The organism is Kitasatospora sp. NPDC057738 (genome assembly GCF_042798815.1).
In the GTDB taxonomy this organism is placed as follows: domain Bacteria; phylum Actinomycetota; class Actinomycetes; order Streptomycetales; family Streptomycetaceae; genus Kitasatospora; species Kitasatospora lactacystinica.
The window spans coordinates 1-16994 of sequence record NZ_JBHVJT010000056.1 but is presented as its reverse complement, the minus strand read 5'-3'; the positions used below and the strand labels follow the sequence as shown (position 1 = coordinate 16994).

The window sequence follows — 16994 nt, the reverse complement described above, 5'->3', positions numbered from 1 at the left end:
CCTTCCCGTGCTCCCGCAGGGGCTACCGGACGTTCTTGGCGAAGTAGTCGAAGGCCTGCTTCGCCTGGTCGTGCAGGGAGGGCCCGGCCTGGTAGCCGGCCGGGTTGCGGTTGCCGACCGCGCCGACGCTGATCAGGTTGGGCTTGCCGTCCCTGATGACGAACCAGCCGCCGCCGGAGGCGCCGGCCGTCATGGAGCAGCCGATCACGTACATCGGCGGGCGGCTCCGGTCGAAGGAGAGCCGCCCGGGCGCGGCCGGGGAGTCGCAGTGTTCGAGCTCCAGGCCGTCGAACGGCCGCTCGGCCGGGTAGCCGTAGGCGGCGGCCGCGGTGATCTGCTCGCGCGGGGCGTTGAACCAGATCGGCACCGAGCCGCCGACCGTCTCCTCCAGGGACCTGCCGGAGCCGTCCTCGCCGCGCACCCGCAGCACGCCGTAGTCGTACTGGTTGCGGGCACCGACGCCGCTCTCCTGGCGCCAGGTCGGCGAGACCAGCGCGCGCACCGCCGTCCACCGGCCGTACGGGGCGGCCTGCTGGTCCGGGTTCGGCTTGCCGTGGACCACCCGGCCGTCCCGGTTGAAGGCGGGGACGAAGACCAGGTTCTTCAGCCAGCCGCCGCCCTTGCCGTCGTGCAGGCAGTGCGCGGCGGTGTAGACGAGGTTGCTGCGGCCGGGGTTGACCGGGTCGGAGACCACGGTGGCGGAGCAGGCCGCGTCGCCCTGCGGCGTGGTCATGAAGAGCCGGCCGACCACCGCACCGGCCTGGGCGTACGGGTGCGGCAGCGGCTGGGCCGGGACGGCGGCCGGCGGGGCGTCCTGTTCGACACCGGCCGCCGCGGGGGCTGCCAGGGAGTACTCCGGGGTGGGCCGGGGCTTGGCGGTGTCCATCCGGGCGGCCGTCCAGGAGCCGGGCGCCGCGTCGCCGGCGAAGGCGCTGTCGGCGACGTAGCGGTCCCAGTCCTCCACCTTCCAGCCGGTCAGGTCGCCCAGGCTGGTGGGCGCGGAGCGGGGCAGGGCGAGGGGCGCGGTGGCGGGCCGGGCCGGGCCGTCCGGGCCGCACCCGGCGGCGCCCAGCGCGAGCGCGGCGAGCAGCGCGGCGCCGGCCGTCGCGGCCCGGCGCCGCCGGCTGGTGGTTGTCGGCATGCTGGCTCGTCCCCCGTGCTGTGCTGGTGGTCCCGTACCGCCCCCCGCCGGCGGCTGCTTCCCTCGTACGGCTGCTACTTCTTGGAGATCCAGTCCAGTGCCTGCCGGGCGACCGCCTCCAGGTAGGGGCCGCTCAGCGAGGTGTGCTCCTGGGTGCCGATCGAGGTGTTGCTGACCAGGGCGGTCCTGCCGTCGGGCATGGTGGCGAACCAGCCGCCGCCACTGGCGCCCTGGGTCATGGTGCAGCCGATGGTCAGCATCGTCGGGCGCTTGGCGTCGAAGGAGAGCCGGGTCGGCTTGCCGCCGTCGCACTTGTACAGCTCCTGGCCGTCGAACGGCTTGACGAGCGGGTAGCCGACGGCCGAGACCTTGAGCTGGTCGCGCGGCGCGTCGAACCAGACCGGAACGGCCGAACCGACCGTCTCCTCCAGGGACTTGCCGGTGTCGTTCTGGTTGCGCACGCGCATCACCGCGAAGTCGTACTGGTTGGCGGCGTCGCCGCTGCCGCCGCCCTCGACCATCCACTGCGGCGAGGCGGTGACCTGGTCGGCCCACCAGGTGCCCAGCGGGGCCAGCTCGGACAGCGGGGCCCGCTTGCCGCCGCTGGAGGCGCCCGAGTTGTTGTAGGCGGGCACGAAGACCAGGTCCTTGAAGAAGTTCCCGCCCTTGCCCTCGTGCACGCAGTGGCCGGCCGTCCAGACCAGGTTGCTCTTTCCCGGGTGCTGCGGGTCGGTGATCACCGTCGCCGAGCAGTTTCCGCGGCCGCCCTGGGCGGAGAAGAACACCTTTCCGGAGGGCTGCTTCGTGTACGGGCGGGGCACCGCCAGGGCCTTGACCACCGGGGGCTCGGGGTCGGTCACGCCGTCGTCGGTGGACGGCGCGGGGGTGGCGGGGGCGGGCTTGGCGGTGGGCGGGGCCGGCTCGGCGGGCTTGGAGTCGCCCATCTTGTCCGGGTCCCAGAAGTCCTTCACCACCGGGTTGTTGAAGACGTGCTTGGACGCCCACTTGTCCCAGTCCTCGAACTTCCACTTCTTCAGGTCGTCCCAGCTCCTGGGCAGTCCCTCCAGCAGGCTGGTCGGCAGCCCGGACGGGAGGGTGATGCCGCCGATCGCCCCGCCCGCGCCCGCGGCCTGGGCCGCCGCGGAGGAGGGCGGCGGCGCGGGGCTGGTCCCGCCGCCCGCCGGGCCGTCGGGCCCGCAGGCGCTCACGGCGAGCAGGGTGCCCGCGGCCAGGGCGGCGGCCAGGGCTGACCGGTGGATCGTTGGCATCTGTGCGCTTCCCCCTGTGCTCGGGCGGTGGGTGCCGGGTCGCCGGGTGGTCCCGGCTCGCCGGACGGTGCCGCGGCGGGCGACCGCACACCGGGGCGCTGGGTGCCCGGCCGGTTCGCGGTGCGGCGGTCCGCCGTCCTGGAGTCTTCCATCGCCAAGGAGGACGGCGGTGCCCACCCCCCGGGTTGCGGTGCCGGCCGGAGGTCACCGATCCGTGATCCGGGCCCGGCCGGTGCACCGGCCCAGCAGGGCATCCGGCCCCGGATGTGCACAATCGCCGATTCTCACCCGGACGAGTGAGCGCTCCTTGTGATCACCCGTCATGGATAGGTAACCCTTACCTGACGCGACGGTGCGAGTGCCCGCCGATCCCCTCCACCACAGTGCGCGTCCGCACCCCCACGCGCCCCAAGGAGCAGCCTTGAGCACCGCCCTCACCGGAGCCCCGCCCGTACCGCCGCCCACCGCGGCACGGGCCTTCGGACACGACCTGCTGCTGCACCCCGACCCGGCCGTCGCCGCCGAACAGGCCGGACTGGAAGCCCTGTTGCGCTGCTGGACGCGGGAGACCGGAGCCCGGCCCGGCCCGGACGGCCGACTGCGGATCGCCGTCCTCGGCGGGGCCGCCCGGCTCACCGCCCCGGTCCGCTACTGGTCGCCCGGCGGCTGGCACCGCTTCGGCCCCGCCACCCTCGCGGCCGGCGAGGGCGGCGCCGAGGCCCCGGTGGACGCCGTCACCGCCGCCGCGCTGCTCGCCGCCGCGGCCGCCGAACGGCCCGACCCCGGGCAGGTCGCCGACCTGGCCGGCCGGGTCGCCGACTCGGTCGTGCGCACCGCCGAGATCCTCGCCCACCGCCGCACCGCCGCCGTGCCCGGCGGGCCGGAGCGCTCGCACTTCCTCGCCGCCGAACAGTCCCTGCTGCTCGGCCACCCGCTGCACCCCACGCCCAAGAGCCGCGACGGCCTCGGCCCCGCCCAGAGCGCCGCCTACTCGCCCGAACTGCACGGCTCCTTCCAACTGCACTGGTACGCGGTGGACCGCGAACTGCTCGCGGCCGGCTCCGCCGTCGCCGAGAGCGCCGAGCAGCTCACCGCAGGACTGCTCGACGGCGGCCCGGCGCTGCCGCCCGGCACCGCCGCCGTCCCGCTGCACCCCTGGCAGGCCCGCGAACTCGCCCACCGCCCGGCCGTCGCCGCACTCCTCGCCGACGGGCTGCTGCACGACCTCGGCCCGGCCGGCGAGCCCTGGTACCCCACCTCCTCGGTGCGCACCGTCTACCGGCCCGGCACCCCGTGGATGCTCAAGCTCTCGCTCGGCCTGCGGATCACCAACTCCCGCCGGGAGAACCTGCGCAAGGAACTGCACCGCGGCCTGGAGATGCACCGGCTGCTGGAGAGCGGGCTGGCCGCCGAGTGGCGGGCCGCCCACCCCGGCTTCGACATCGTCCGCGACCCTGCCTGGATCGGCGTCGACCACCCCGACCTCGGCGACCCCAACGGCCTGGACACCGTGCTGCGCGCCCAGCCCTTCGCACCCACCGACCGCGCGCTGTGCGTCGCCGGGCTGGTCGCCGAACAACCGCTCGGCGGCGGCGACACCGTGCCCTCCCGGCTCGGCGACCTCCTGCGGGCGCTGGCCCTGCGCTGCGCCCGCCCGCTGCGGACGGTGGCCGCCGAATGGTTCCTGCGCTACCTGGACGCGGTCGTGCTGCCCATCCTCTGGCTGGACGGCCGGGGCGGCATCGCCCTGGAGGCGCACCAGCAGAACAGCCTCGTGCTGCTGGACGCCGAGGGCTGGCCGTGCGGCGGCCGCTACCGCGACAACCAGGGCTACTACTACCGGGAGAGCGCCGCCGGCGCGCTCGCCGCCCGGCTGCCCGGGCTCGGCACGGACAGCGACACCTTCCTGCCGGACGAGGTGATCGACCACCACTTCGCCTACTACCTCGGCATCAACCACGTGCTCGGCCTGATCGGCGCCTTCGGCTCCCAGCGGCTCGCCGACGAAACGGTGCTGCTGGCGGCGCTGCGCCGGTTCCTGGCCGGTCCGCGGGCCGCCGCCACCGGCTCGGCGCTGCCCGCCCTGCTGCTGGACGCGCCCACGCTGCCCTGCAAGGCCAACCTGCTCACCCGGATCAACGGCATGGACGAGCTGGTCGGCCCGGTCGCCAGCCAGTCCGTGTACGTGGACATCCCCAACCCGGTGGCGGGCGCCTGATGCCGCACGAGCTGCCCGGGCGGGCACCGGTGCCCGCCCCGGCGGGCGAGTTCCGGCTCGGCCCGGTGCCCACGCCGGCGGGCGAGTTCCGGCTCGGTCCGGTGCCCACCGCGGCGGGCGAGTTCCGGCTCGGCCCGGTCCTGCTGCCCGCCGACCTGGCGCTGCTCACCGGCTGGATGAACGACCCGGAGGTCGACGCCTTCTGGGAGCTCGCCGGGCCGCCGGAGGTCACCGAACGGCACGTCCGGGCCCAGCAGGACGGCGACGGCCGGAGCCTGCCCTGCCTCGGCCTGCTCGACGGCGAGCCGATGAGCTACTGGGAGGTCTACCGCGCCGACCTCGACCCGCTCGCCGCGCACTACCCCGCCCGGCCGTACGACACCGGCGTGCACCTGCTGCTCGGCCCCGCCGCCAGCCGCGGCCGAGGGCTGGGCGCCGTCCTCCTCGCCGCCCTCGCAGAATTGATTCTTCGCGGGAATCCGCGCTGCGAACGGGTGGTGGCCGAGCCGGACGTCCGCAACCGGCGGTCCGTCCGGGCCTTCGAACGGGCCGGATTCCGAGCCGCCGCCGAACTCGACCTGCCCGGCAAGCGCGCCGCCCTGATGGTCCGCGACCGGGCCGACGGGCCCGCCGCGCAGGCCCAACTCCCCGCCTAGGAAACCCCTGTGGACACCTCGACACCCCCCGCGTACGACCTGCTCGGCGTCGGCATCGGCCCGTTCAACCTCTCGCTCGCCGCGCTCGCCGAGCCCGTCCCCGGCCTGCGCGCCCTCTTCTGCGACCAGCGCCCGGAGTTCCGCTGGCACCACGGGATGCTGGTGGACGGGGCCCGGATGCAGGTGCCGTTCCTCGCCGACCTGGTCTCCCTGGTCGACCCGACCAGCCCGTGGTCCTTCCTCAACTACCTGCGCGACCAGGACCGGCTCTTCCCGTTCTACTTCGCCGAGCGCTTCCAGCTGCCGCGCCGCGAGTACGACCACTACTGCCGCTGGGCCGCCGAACGGCTGGCCGGCTGCCGCTTCGGCACCGAGGTCACCGCCCTGCACTGGGACGCGCCCTGGTACCGCGCCGAGCTGACCGACACCGCGACCGGCCGGCGCTCCGAGGTCAGGGCCCGCAACCTCGCCCTCGGCGTCGGCACCCGGCCGGTCCTCCCCGAGGCCTTCGCCGCGCTGGCCGGACACCCGCACGCCTTCCACTCCGCCGAGTACCTGGACCGCCGCGCCGACCTGGCCGGCGCCCGGGACATCACCGTGATCGGCAGCGGACAGTCCGGCGCCGAGGTCTTCCTCGACCTGCTCCGGCGCCACGAGGGCGACGGCGTCCGGCTGCGCTGGCTCACCCGCACCAGGGCGCTCGCCCCCATGGAGTACTCCAAGCTCGGCCTGGAGCACTTCACCCCCGACTACACCCGCTACTTCCACGGCCTGCCCGCCCCCGTCCGGGACGCGCTGGTCGCCGCCCAGTGGCAGCTGCACAAGGCCGCCAGCACCGAGACCCTCGCCGAGATCCACGACCACCTCTACGAGCGCACCATCGGCCGCCCGATCGACACCGCCCCGGTCGAGATCACCCCCGGCACCGCCGTCACCGCCGCCCGACCGGGCCCCTGCGGCGGCCTCGAACTGCACTGCCGGCACACCGACTCCGGCGCCGAGCACCTGCTGCGCACCGACGCCCTGGTGCTCGCCACCGGCTACCGGGCGGCCCGCCCGGCCGCCCTCGAACCGCTCGCCGAGCTGATCGACTGGGACGAGGCCGGGCGCTACCGGGTCGACCTGGACCACCGGGTCGCCACCCGCCCCGAACTCACCGGCGGGCTGTACGTCCAGAACGCCGAACTGCACACCCACGGCGTCGGCACCCCCGACCTCGGACTCGGCGCCCACCGGGCCGCCGTGATCCTCAACGCCGTCACCGGGCGCACCGTCCACCGGCTGCCCGACCGCACCGCCTGGACCGGCTTCGCACCGCCCGTACCCGCCCCCGACCCCGCGTCCCACCACCGGACCCCCGTCGTCCCCCGCCCCCAGGAGTTGACCCGTGCCGCAACCGTCGGCCGCTGAACCGCCGCTCCACCTGCCCCCGCACCTCACCGCCGGGCACTGGCAGCGGGCCGGCCGCGCCCTGCTGGCCAAGATGCTGGGCGAGTTCGCCTACGAGGACCTGCTCCGGCCCGTCCCCGGCGAGGCGCCCGGCGAATACCGGCTGGAGCTGCCCGAGGCCGAGTACCGCTTCACCGCCCGGCGCGGCGCCTACGACAGCTGGCAGGTCGACCCCGAGTCCGTCCGCTGCACCCGCCCGGACGGCCTGGACCCGCTGCGCTTCCTCCCGTACGCCCGGCAGACCCTCGGCATGCGCGGCGAGACCACCGGCCACCTGATCCGCGAGCTCTGCGCCACCCTGACCGCCGACGCCCGCCAGCTCGCCACCGCGCTGACCGCCGCCGAACTCGCCGACCTCGACCACGCCGCCCTGGAGGGCCGGCAGACCGGCCACCCCTGGATCGTGCCCAACAAGGGCCGGATCGGCTTCTCCGGCACCGACGCCGCCCGCTGGGCCCCGGAGGCCCGCAGCCCCCGCCCGCTGCCCTGGATCGCCGTCCACCGCCGGCTCGCCGAGTACCGCGGGGTGCCCGGCCTGGAACGGCCCGAGCAGCTGTACGCCCGCGAGCTGGACGACGTCGACGCGCTGCGCGCCGCGCTCGGCCCGGACGCCGGGGACTACCTGCTGCTGCCCGTCCACCCCTGGCAGTGGGACGAGACGATCCTGCCGCTGTTCGCCCCCTGGATCGCCTCCGGCGAGATCGTCCCGCTGCCCTCGGACGGCGACCCACGGCTGCCCCAGCAGTCCATCCGCTCCTTCTTCAACACCGCCCACCCCGAGCGCTGCACCGTCAAGCTGCCGCTGTCCGTCCTGAACACCCTGGTCTGGCGCGGCCTGCCGGTCGAGCGCACGCTGGCCGCGCCCGCCGTCACCGCCTGGCTGCTCGGGCTGCGCGACGCCGACCCGTACCTGCGCGACGAGTGCCGGGTGATCCTGCTCGGCGAGATCGCCTCCGTCACCGTCGACCACCCGCTCTACCGCGAGCTGCCCGAGGCGCCGTACCAGTACAAGGAGCTGCTCGGCGCGATCTGGCGCCAGCCGCTCGGCCCCTTCCTGGACGGCGGCGAGCGGGCCCGCACCCTGGCCGCGCTGCTGCAGACCGGCTCCGACGGGCGGGCGCTCGCCGCCGAGCTGATCGACCGCTCCGGCCTGCTCCCCGGCGACTGGACCGCCCGGCTGTTCGCCGCGACGATGCCGCCGCTGCTGCACTTCCTCTACCGCTACGGGCTGGTCTTCTCCCCGCACGGCGAGAACGCCATCGTGGTCTTCGACCCCTCCGACGTGCCGGTCCGGCTCGCGGTCAAGGACTTCGTGGACGACGTCAACCTCAGCGCGCAGAGCCTGCCCGAACTGCACGCGCTGCCCGCCGAGGTCGCCGAGGTGCTGCTGCGGGAGAGCCCGCAGGGACTCTGCCAGTTCATCCACTCCGGGCTCTTCATCGGTGTCTTCCGCTACCTCGCCCCGCTGCTGGAGGCGCAGACCGGACTGCCCGAGACCGAGTTCTGGGCGCTGCTGCGCGCCGAGGTGCTGCGCTACCAGGACCGCTTCCCCGAGCTGGGCGAGCGCTTCGAGCTGTTCGACCTGTTCCGCCCCCGGATCGACCGGCTCTGCCTCAACCGCAACCGGCTGCTGCTGGACGGCTACCAGGACCGCCCGCACCGCCCGCACGCCGCCCGGCACGGGACCGTGCCGAACGCGCTGGTCGCGGTGGACGTGCGACTGCCCGGGCAACGGGACCGGATTGTCACCCCCGCCCCGTAGGGTGGGAGGGTCATGACGAACGACTCCGAATCCCAGCCCGCGACGGCCCTCGGCGACGAGGCCGAGGAAGCCGTCGCCGTCCCGCGCTCGCGGATCCCCGAACTGCTGCACGCCGCGGTGGCGGCCGTCGGCGGCGCGGAGCGCCCCGGTCAGGTCCGGATGGCCGAGGCCGTCGCCGACGCCGTCGACCACGGCGAGCACCTGCTCGTCCAGGCCGGCACCGGCACCGGGAAGTCCCTGGCCTACCTGGTGCCCGCGCTCGCCCACGGCGACCGCGTGGTCGTCGCCACGGCCACCCTGGCGCTGCAACGCCAGCTGGTGGAACGGGACTTGCCGCGCACCGTCGAGGCGCTGCACCCCGTGCTGCGCCGCCGGCCGCTGTTCGCGATGCTCAAGGGCCGCTCCAACTACCTGTGCCTGCACCGGGCCAACGAGGGCACCCCGAGCGACGAGGGCGAGGGCCTGTTCGACCCGGTGGACGCGCTCGGCGGGCCCACCGGGAAGCTCGGCAAGGACGTGCTGCGGCTGCGCGAATGGGCCGACGAGACGGACACCGGGGACCGCGACGACCTCAGCCCCGGCGTCTCCGACAAGGCCTGGGCCCAGCTGTCGGTCACCTCCAAGGAGTGCCTCGGCGCCACCCGCTGCCCGTACGGACAGGAGTGCTTCGCGGAGAAGGCGCGGGAGCGGGCCAAGCTGGCGGACGTCGTGGTCACCAACCACGCGATGCTCGCGATCGACGCGATCGAGGGCGCGCCGGTGCTGCCCGAGCACGGGCTGCTGATCGTGGACGAGGCGCACGAGCTGGTCAACCGGGTCACCGGCGCGGCCACCGCCGAGCTGACCGTCGGCGCGGTCAACCGGGCGGTCAAGCGGGCCGCGCGGCTGGCCAACGAGAAGGCGGTCGACGCGCTCCAGGCCGCCGCCGAGAACTACCACGGCCTGATGGAGACCGCCCAGCCCGGCCGGGTCGAGGAACTGCCCGAGTACCTGGCGTACGCGGTCACCGCGATCCGGGACGCCTCCCGCCAGGTGATCACCTCGCTGGGCGAGACCAGGGACAAGGGGCTCAGCGACGAGGACGCCGTCCGCAAGCAGGCGATGGCCTCGGCCGAGGCGCTGCACGAGACGGCCGAGCGGCTGCTGGAGGACTCCGAGTACGACGTGGTCTGGATCGAGCGCAGCGACCGCTACGGGCTGGGCACCGCCTCGCTGCGGGTCGCCCCGCTGAGCGTCTCCGGGCTGCTGCGCGAGGGGCTGTACAAGGAGCGCTCGGTCGTCCTCACCTCGGCCACGCTCAAGCTCGGCGGGGACTTCAACGGCGTCGCCGCCTCCGTCGGCCTGCCCTCCGAGACGCGGCTGCCGGACGTCCGCACCGCCGGGGACAACCCGGAGTCCGGTCCGGCCTTCGGCGAGGACGCGGTGCCGCACTGGCGCGGGATCGACGTCGGCTCGCCGTTCAAGTACCCCAAGCAGGGCATCCTGTACGTCGCCAAGCACCTCGCCGACCCCGGGCGCGACCCCGAACGGCCGGACATGCTGGACGAGTTGGCCGAGCTGATCGGTGCGGCCGGCGGGCGGACGCTGGGGCTGTTCTCCTCGATGCGGGGCGCCCAGACGGCCGCCGAGGCGATGCGCGAGCGGTTGGACCAGCGCGTCCTGCTGCAGGGCGAGGACACCCTGGGCGAGCTGATCCGGGAGTTCGCCTCGGACGCCACCACCTGCTTGTTCGGCACGCTCTCGCTCTGGCAGGGCGTGGACGTGCCCGGCTCGGCCTGCCAGCTGGTCGTGATGGACCGGATCCCGTTCCCCCGGCCGGACGACCCGCTGATGAGCGCCCGACAGAAGGACGTCGAGCAGCGCGGCGGGAACGGTTTCATGGCCGTCGCGGCGACGCACGCGGCGCTGCTGATGGCGCAGGGCGCGGGCCGGCTGGTGCGCGCGGCCGACGACCGGGGCGTGGTCGCGGTGCTGGACCCGCGGGTGGAGACCAAGCGGTACGGGAGCTTCTTCCGGTCCTCGATGCCCGAGTTCTGGTACACCACGGACCGCAACCAGGTGCGCCGCTCGCTGGCGGCGATCGACGCCTCGGCGGCGCCGGTGCGGCCGGTGGTGAAGCGGGGCTGAGGGCCGGGGCCCTCGGGTCCCGGCGTTCCGGGCCCGGGGGCTTCCGGGCCCGGAACGCCGGAGGGGCTCCCCGCACGAGCGGTGGAGCCCCTTCCGGTGCCGTCGGCCGCGGCACAGGAGTCAGAGGCGGCGCAGGACCGCGACGACCTTGCCCAGGATGGTCGCGTTGTCGCCGTTGATCGGCTCGTACGCGGAGTTGTGCGGCATCAGCCAGATCCGGCCGTCCTCGCGCTTGAGCCGCTTGACGGTGGCCTCGCCGTCGATCATCGCGGCCACGATGTCGCCGTTCTCGGCGACCGGCTGGCGGCGCACGGTGACCCAGTCGCCGTCGCAGATGGCGGCCTCGATCATCGAGTCGCCGCGCACGGTGAGCGCGAACAGCTCGCCCTCGCCGACCAGCTGGCGGGGCAGCGGGAAGACGTCCTCGACCGTCTGCTCGGCCAGGATCGGCCCGCCGGCGGCGATCCTGCCGACCAGCGGGACGTAGGAGGTGGACGGGCGCCCGGCCGTCTCGGCGGTGTTCGGGCGGGCCACCTCGACGCCGCGGACCTCGTAGGCGCGCGGGCGGTGCGGGTCCCGGCGCAGGAAGCCCTTGCGCTCCAGGGCCATCAGCTGGTGGGCCACCGAGGAGGTGCTGGACAGGCCGACGGCCTGGCCGATCTCGCGCATGGACGGCGGGTAGCCGCGGCGCTGGACGGAATCCCGGATGACCTCGATCACCCGGCGCTGGCGCTCGGTGAGACCGGCCTCGTCGGTGCGGATCCCGGGGGGGCGGCCGGGCATCGCGCGGGCGGGGGAGGGATGGCCGTCGTCCAGGGCGGCGGAGTGTTCGATCGGCTGGTCCGGAACGCGGGCCGTTCCGGACAGGGCCGCGCCGGGGAGACGGTGGTCTTCGCTACGGTCCATGCTGATGTCCAGACCCTGTTGATTCGTGGTGCGCTGCCCCACCTTGAACTGGGAGTGTTCCTGCACCGGGATGGTGTTGCTTTCGATCGTGTTCACGGCGGCCCCTCTCGACGGCTGTCCTCTCCCCTTTTCCAGCCCAACGCGCCTCCTATCGAAAGGTTGCGCCAAACACACGTTCGAGTGAATTATTCGGGAGTTGACTGACTCGATCAAGGCTTTGTTGTACATCGAGTAAATGTTCGAGCAGAACTCGACTCCGGCAGTCTAATCGGCGCCGTCGCGGCATCGACACGCCATGGTGCTCACCTCCCCCGGACTCCTAGATGTAGTGGCTACAGTCATCATCCGTGCCCAGTACTAGTGGTCACCCCGCATGATCGGCTTGCCCAGGCCGGGGGCACATCGCATAGACTCAAGAGGTCCGAACGTTCTGCCAGGGAGGGATCCCGAGGTGCACTGCCCCTTCTGCCGGCACTCCGACAGCCGTGTTGTCGACAGCCGGACCACCGAGGACGGCAGCTGCATCCGCCGCCGTCGGCAGTGCCCGGACTGCGGCCGCCGCTTCACCACGGTGGAGACGGCCGCACTGATGGTCATCAAGCGCAGCGGCGTCACCGAGCCGTTCTCCCGGCAGAAGGTCATCACCGGCGTCCGCAAGGCCTGCCAGGGCCGCCCGGTCACCGAGGACGCGCTGGCCCAGCTCGGGCAGCGGGTCGAGGAGTGCGTGCGCGCCAGCGGCAACGCCGAGCTGACCACCCACGACGTGGGGCTGGCCATACTCGGCCCGCTCAAGGAGCTCGACGTGGTCGCCTACCTGCGCTTCGCCTCCGTGTACCAGGCGTACGACGGACTTGAGGACTTCGAGGCCGCCATCGCGGAACTCCGCGTCGAACGGCCCCGCGCCCCCGAGGCGGACGACACCCCCGTGTCCGTCTCCGCCGCCGCGCCCTAGCGGACGCCGGCACCGGGCCCCGGGCGGGCCCCGTCGCACCACCATGGCCCCGCGGGGCCCACGCGTGCCCGAAAACGGGGCACAGAACACTACAAACCGTGCGTAAGCAGGCAAGGTCTCCGCCTGCCCGCACACCGGAAGAACGAACCAGCAGTGCCCGGACTTTTCAGGGCACTTCGGGCGTTTGCCCAGGAGGAGGAGCGAGAAGTGACAGACACCACGAGCGGTTCGGCGCGCGGGTCGAAGTCCGAGAAGGCCGCGGTCAAGGGCGCCAAGGCGCCGAAGGGCGGCCTCCCGATGGAGCGCATCTACACCACTCCTGGCGTGCACCCGTACGACGAGGTCCGCTGGGAGCGGCGTGACGTCGTCATGACCAACTGGCGCGACGGCTCGATCAACTTCGAGCAGCGCGGCGTCGAGTTCCCCGACTTCTGGTCGGTCAACGCCGTCAACATCGTCACGTCCAAGTACTTCCGCGGCGCCGTCGGCACCCCGCAGCGCGAGTGGAGCCTGAAGCAGATCATCGACCGCGTGGTGCTCACCTACCGCGCCGCCGGTGAGAAGCACGGCTACTTCGCCACCAAGGACGACGCCGAGATCTTCGAGCACGAGCTGACGCACGCCCTCCTCCACCAGGTGTTCAGCTTCAACTCGCCGGTCTGGTTCAACGTCGGCACCAAGCAGCCCCAGCAGGTCAGCGCCTGCTTCATCCTGTCCGTCGACGACTCCATGGAGTCGATCCTCGACTGGTACAAGGAAGAGGGCATGATCTTCAAGGGCGGCTCCGGCGCCGGCCTCAACCTCTCCCGGATCCGCTCCTCCAAGGAACTGCTCTCCTCCGGCGGCAACGCCTCCGGCCCGGTCTCCTTCATGCGCGGCGCCGACGCCTCGGCCGGCACCATCAAGTCCGGCGGCGCCACCCGCCGCGCGGCCAAGATGGTCGTCCTCGACGTGGACCACCCGGACGTCGAGGCCTTCATCGAGACCAAGGTGAAGGAGGAGGAGAAGATCCGCGCCCTGCGCGACGCGGGCTTCGACATGGACCTCGGCGGGGACGACATCACCTCCGTCCAGTACCAGAACGCCAACAACTCGGTCCGCGTCAACGACGAATTCATGACCGCCGTCGAGAACGGCACCGAATTCGGCCTGCGCGCCCGGATGACCGGCGAGGTCATCGAGACCGTCGACGCGAAGAAGCTGTTCCGCAAGATGGCCGAGGCCGCCTGGGCCTGCGCCGACCCCGGAATCCAGTACGACACCACCATCAACCACTGGCACACCTGCCCGGAGTCCGGCCGCATCAACGCGTCCAACCCCTGCTCCGAGTACATGCACCTGGACAACTCCAGCTGCAACCTCGCCTCGCTGAACCTGATGAAGTTCCTGCGCGACGACGACTCGTTCGACGCGGCGACCTTCGCCAAGGTCGTCGAGCTGGTCATCACCGCCATGGACATCTCCATCTGCTTCGCGGACTTCCCCACCGAGAAGATCGGCGAGACCACCCGCGCCTACCGCCAGCTCGGCATCGGCTACGCCAACCTCGGCGCCCTGCTGATGGCCACCGGCCACGCCTACGACAGCGAGGGCGGCCGCGCCCTGGCCGGCGCCATCACCTCGCTGATGACCGGCACCGCCTACCGCCGCGGCGCCGAACTCGCCGGTGTGGTCGGCCCGTACGACGGCTACGCCCGCAACGCGGCCCCGCACCAGCAGGTCATGAAGCAGCACGCCGACGCCTCGCTGGACGCCGTCTCCCACGACGACCTGGACGCCCCGGTCTGGCTGGCCGCCAACAAGACCTGGCAGGACGTGCTGCGCGTCGGTGCGCAGAACGGCTTCCGCAACGCCCAGGCCTCGGTGCTCGCCCCGACCGGCACCATCGGCCTGATGATGGACTGCGACACCACCGGCGTCGAGCCCGACCTGGCCCTGGTCAAGTTCAAGAAGCTGGTCGGCGGCGGCTCGATGCAGATCGTCAACGGCACCGTCCCGCGCGCCCTCAAGCGCCTCGGCTACCAGGACGAGCAGATCGAGGCGGTCGTCGCCCACATCGCCGAGCACGGCAACGTGGTGGACGCGCCCGGCCTGAAGGCCGAGCACTACGAGGTGTTCGACTGCGCGATGGGCGAGCGTGTCATCTCGGCCATGGGGCACGTGCGGATGATGGCCGCGATCCAGCCCTGGATCTCCGGTGCCATCTCCAAGACCGTGAACATGCCCGAGTCCGCCACCGTCGAGGAGATCGAGGAGATCTACTTCGAGGCGTGGAAGATGGGTGTCAAGGCACTCGCCATCTATCGCGATAACTGCAAGGTCGGCCAGCCGCTCTCGGCCAAGAAGAAGGACTCCGAGTCCAAGCCCGAGGCGGCTGCCCCGGCCGCCGCGGTCGAGAAGGTGGTCGAGTACCGCCCGGTCCGCAAGCGTCTGCCCAAGGGCCGCCCGGGCATCACCACCTCCTTCACGGTCGGTGGCGCCGAGGGCTACATGACCGCCAACTCCTACCCGGACGACGGTCTGGGCGAGGTCTTCCTGAAGATGTCCAAGCAGGGCTCGACCCTCGCGGGCATGATGGACGCCTTCTCCATCGCCGTCTCGGTCGGCCTCCAGTACGGCGTGCCGCTGGAGACCTACGTCTCGAAGTTCACCAACATGCGCTTCGAGCCGGCCGGCCTGACCGACGACCCGGACGTGCGGATGGCGCAGTCGATCGTCGACTACATCTTCCGCCGCCTGGCACTCGACTTCCTGCCGTTCGAGACCCGCTCGGCGCTCGGCATCCACTCCGTCGAGGAGCGCCAGCGCCACCTGGAGACGGGCTCGTACGAGCCGCTGGAGGCCGAGGAGCTCGACACCGAGTCGCTCGCCCAGTCCGCCCCGGTCGCCGCCAGGCCGGCCGTGGTCCCGGCCCCGGCCGTCGAGGCGCCCAGGACGGCCCCGAAGCAGGCCCACAACTCCACGGAGCTGATGGAGATCCAGCTCGGCCTCAACGCCGACGCCCCGCTCTGCTTCTCCTGCGGCACCAAGATGCGCCGCGCCGGCAGCTGCTACCTCTGCGAGGGCTGCGGCTCCACCAGCGGCTGCAGCTGATCACGCTCGACCCCGGTTCTCACCCGATGAGGTGAAAACCTGAGGCGGGGCGAGGACTTCACGGTCCTCGCCCCGCCTTTTTCGTGTTCCCGTGACTGCCGATGTCACGTTCGGGGGTGGTGTCCGGTCCACAGGGGGTGACGGGTTCTGCCGAGAAGGATTGGTGCGGTGATGGGAACGGTGCTGGTGACCGGGGCGACGGGGACGCTCGGGCGGGAGGTGGTGCGGCTGCTGGTGGCGCGCGGGGTGGCGGTGCGGGGGCTGAGCCGGCGGGCGCGGGCCGGGGGCGACGGGGTCGAGTGGGTGGTGGGCGACCTGGTGAGCGGCGCCGGGATCGCGGAGGCGATGGCCGGGGTCGAGGTGGTGGTGGACTGCGCGACCACGCAGAAGAAGGAGGACCTGGCCGGGGTCCGGACGCTGGTGGCGCGGGCCCGGGAGGCCGGGGTGCGGCACCTGGTGTACGTGTCGATCGTCGGGATCGACCGGGTGCCGATCGCGTACTACAACACGAAGCTCGCCTGTGAGCGGGTGGTGCGGGAGTCGGGGCTGGGCTGGACGGTGCTGCGGGCGACGCAGTTCCACGACCTGGTGCTGAGGTTCTTCGACGCCTCCGTGAGGCTGCCGGTCTTCCCGGTGCTGAGCGGGACGGCGTGCCAGCCGGTGGACGTGCGGGAGGTGGCGGCGGCGGTCGCGGACCTGGTGGGGGAGGAGCCGGCCGGCTTCGCGCCGGAGGTGGGCGGCCCGCAGGTGCGTTCGTACCGGGAGCTGGCCGAGGCCTACCTGCGGGCGGCGGGCAGGCGCCGGCTGCTGCTGACGCTGCGCGTGCCGGGTGCGGCCGGCCGCGGGTTTCGGGCGGGCGGCAACCTGACGCCGGACCGGGCGGTGGGCCGGGGGACCTTCGAGGAGGCGTTGGAACGGCGGTTCGGCGGCCGCTGAGTTCGGCGGCGGCCGACAGGGGCCGGCCCCCGGGGCGTGAACCGTGGCACGCGGGTGGGCGTCGGTGGTGTCGCAGTGTGGTGTGGACGGTGTGAAAGCAGGAGATTGGCCGTCAACTGGCCACTTGAGGCCTATGTCTGAATCGATATGATCGGCCGAAAGCGTGAACCGATCAGACGCCCGGAGACGTTTCATGACGTCGCCGGGCGGTCCGGTATGCGCCCGACCCAGCTGTCGGCGGCCGCGACCGTCGCCGACCCGCCGCCCGCGCCGCCGCCCGCCGACGTTGCCGAGGACCGCACCGATGAGAGAAGCCACCAGCCCCGACGGCCGATCGCGCCGACGGCCCGCGCCGCGCACCGTCGCCCTGACCGCGGCCGCCGTGCTGCTGGCGCTGGTCGCCGCACCGGTCGGCGTCGTCCGGGCGTTCGGCGCGCACCAGCCGCTCACCGCCCTCGCGGTGGTCGCCGTCACGGTGCTCTGGCT

Annotated in this window: 12 protein-coding genes; 9 read left to right on the top strand and 3 right to left on the bottom strand. The window is 73.1% G+C overall.

Annotated features, from left to right (window positions below; translation table 11 throughout):
- Positions 1 to 22 precede the first annotated feature (22 nt).
- Together ACFVGO_RS27205 and ACFVGO_RS27200 are read right to left on the bottom strand one after the other, a co-directional pair.
- Entirely contained in the window at positions 23 to 1141 is a 1119-nt protein-coding gene (locus ACFVGO_RS27205) for a hypothetical protein (protein WP_359907069.1), read from the bottom strand.
- A gap of 74 nt (positions 1142 to 1215) precedes the next feature.
- On the bottom strand, positions 1216 to 2409 hold the full coding sequence (locus ACFVGO_RS27200; RefSeq protein WP_359907067.1) for a hypothetical protein: 1194 nt from the start codon (positions 2407 to 2409) through the stop codon (positions 1216 to 1218).
- 421 nt (positions 2410 to 2830) lie between these two features.
- Between ACFVGO_RS27200 and ACFVGO_RS27195 the strand changes: the two genes are divergently transcribed.
- The 5 genes from ACFVGO_RS27195 to ACFVGO_RS27175 are packed head-to-tail and all read left to right on the top strand — an operon-like array spanning position 2831 to position 10621.
- Entirely contained in the window at positions 2831 to 4627 is a 1797-nt protein-coding gene (locus tag ACFVGO_RS27195) for an IucA/IucC family protein (protein WP_359907064.1), read from the top strand.
- Positions 4627 to 5283 carry a GNAT family N-acetyltransferase gene (locus tag ACFVGO_RS27190; RefSeq protein ID WP_380634559.1) on the top strand — a complete coding sequence of 219 codons (657 nt, stop codon included), beginning with the start codon at positions 4627 to 4629 and terminating at the stop codon, positions 5281 to 5283. Before ACFVGO_RS27195 ends, ACFVGO_RS27190 begins: the two co-directional genes overlap by 1 nt.
- Positions 5284 to 5292: 9 nt before the next feature.
- Positions 5293 to 6693, top strand: coding sequence for a lysine N(6)-hydroxylase/L-ornithine N(5)-oxygenase family protein (locus ACFVGO_RS27185; protein ID WP_380634557.1), 1401 nt, complete (start codon positions 5293 to 5295; stop codon positions 6691 to 6693).
- A complete protein-coding gene (locus tag ACFVGO_RS27180) occupies positions 6671 to 8494 on the top strand; it encodes an IucA/IucC family siderophore biosynthesis protein (RefSeq protein WP_359907056.1) in 1824 nt (607 codons plus the stop codon). Before ACFVGO_RS27185 ends, ACFVGO_RS27180 begins: the two co-directional genes overlap by 23 nt.
- Before the next feature lie 12 nt (positions 8495 to 8506).
- Entirely contained in the window at positions 8507 to 10621 is a 2115-nt protein-coding gene (locus ACFVGO_RS27175) for an ATP-dependent DNA helicase (protein WP_380634554.1), read from the top strand.
- A 120-nt stretch (positions 10622 to 10741) separates the two neighbouring features.
- On the opposite strand, the gene lexA is transcribed toward ACFVGO_RS27175, so the two are convergent.
- Positions 10742 to 11527: a transcriptional repressor LexA gene (lexA, locus tag ACFVGO_RS27170; RefSeq protein ID WP_380350895.1), complete on the bottom strand. Its 786-nt coding sequence runs from the start codon at positions 11525 to 11527 to the stop codon at positions 10742 to 10744.
- Positions 11528 to 11978: 451 nt separating this feature from the next.
- Between lexA and nrdR the strand changes: the two genes are divergently transcribed.
- The 4 genes from nrdR to ACFVGO_RS27150 all read left to right on the top strand — a co-directional run.
- Positions 11979 to 12479: a transcriptional regulator NrdR gene (gene nrdR / locus ACFVGO_RS27165; protein WP_359907050.1), complete on the top strand. Its 501-nt coding sequence runs from the start codon at positions 11979 to 11981 to the stop codon at positions 12477 to 12479.
- Positions 12480 to 12686: 207 nt separating this feature from the next.
- Complete coding sequence (locus tag ACFVGO_RS27160) at positions 12687 to 15572, top strand: vitamin B12-dependent ribonucleotide reductase (protein ID WP_359907047.1); 2886 nt, start codon at positions 12687 to 12689, stop codon at positions 15570 to 15572.
- 171 nt (positions 15573 to 15743) lie between these two features.
- Positions 15744 to 16508, top strand: coding sequence for an SDR family oxidoreductase (locus ACFVGO_RS27155; protein ID WP_380634588.1), 765 nt, complete (start codon positions 15744 to 15746; stop codon positions 16506 to 16508).
- Positions 16509 to 16812: 304 nt separating this feature from the next.
- Positions 16813 to 16994: hypothetical protein (locus ACFVGO_RS27150; RefSeq protein WP_380634552.1), on the top strand; the 182-nt coding region annotated here is incomplete at its 3' end.

Bases quoted from the DNA above. Each gene is read 5' to 3' on its own strand.
- lexA (WP_380350895.1), bottom strand. From the start codon at position 11,527: ATGGACCGTAGCGAAGACCACCGTCTCCCCGGCGCGGCCCTGTCCGGA.
- ACFVGO_RS27190 (WP_380634559.1), top strand. From the start codon at position 4,627: ATGCCGCACGAGCTGCCCGGGCGGGCACCGGTGCCCGCCCCGGCGGGC.
- ACFVGO_RS27200 (WP_359907067.1), bottom strand. From the start codon at position 2,409: ATGCCAACGATCCACCGGTCAGCCCTGGCCGCCGCCCTGGCCGCGGGC.
- ACFVGO_RS27205 (WP_359907069.1), bottom strand. From the start codon at position 1,141: ATGCCGACAACCACCAGCCGGCGGCGCCGGGCCGCGACGGCCGGCGCC.
- ACFVGO_RS27155 (WP_380634588.1), top strand. From the start codon at position 15,744: ATGGGAACGGTGCTGGTGACCGGGGCGACGGGGACGCTCGGGCGGGAG.
- ACFVGO_RS27175 (WP_380634554.1), top strand. From the start codon at position 8,507: ATGACGAACGACTCCGAATCCCAGCCCGCGACGGCCCTCGGCGACGAG.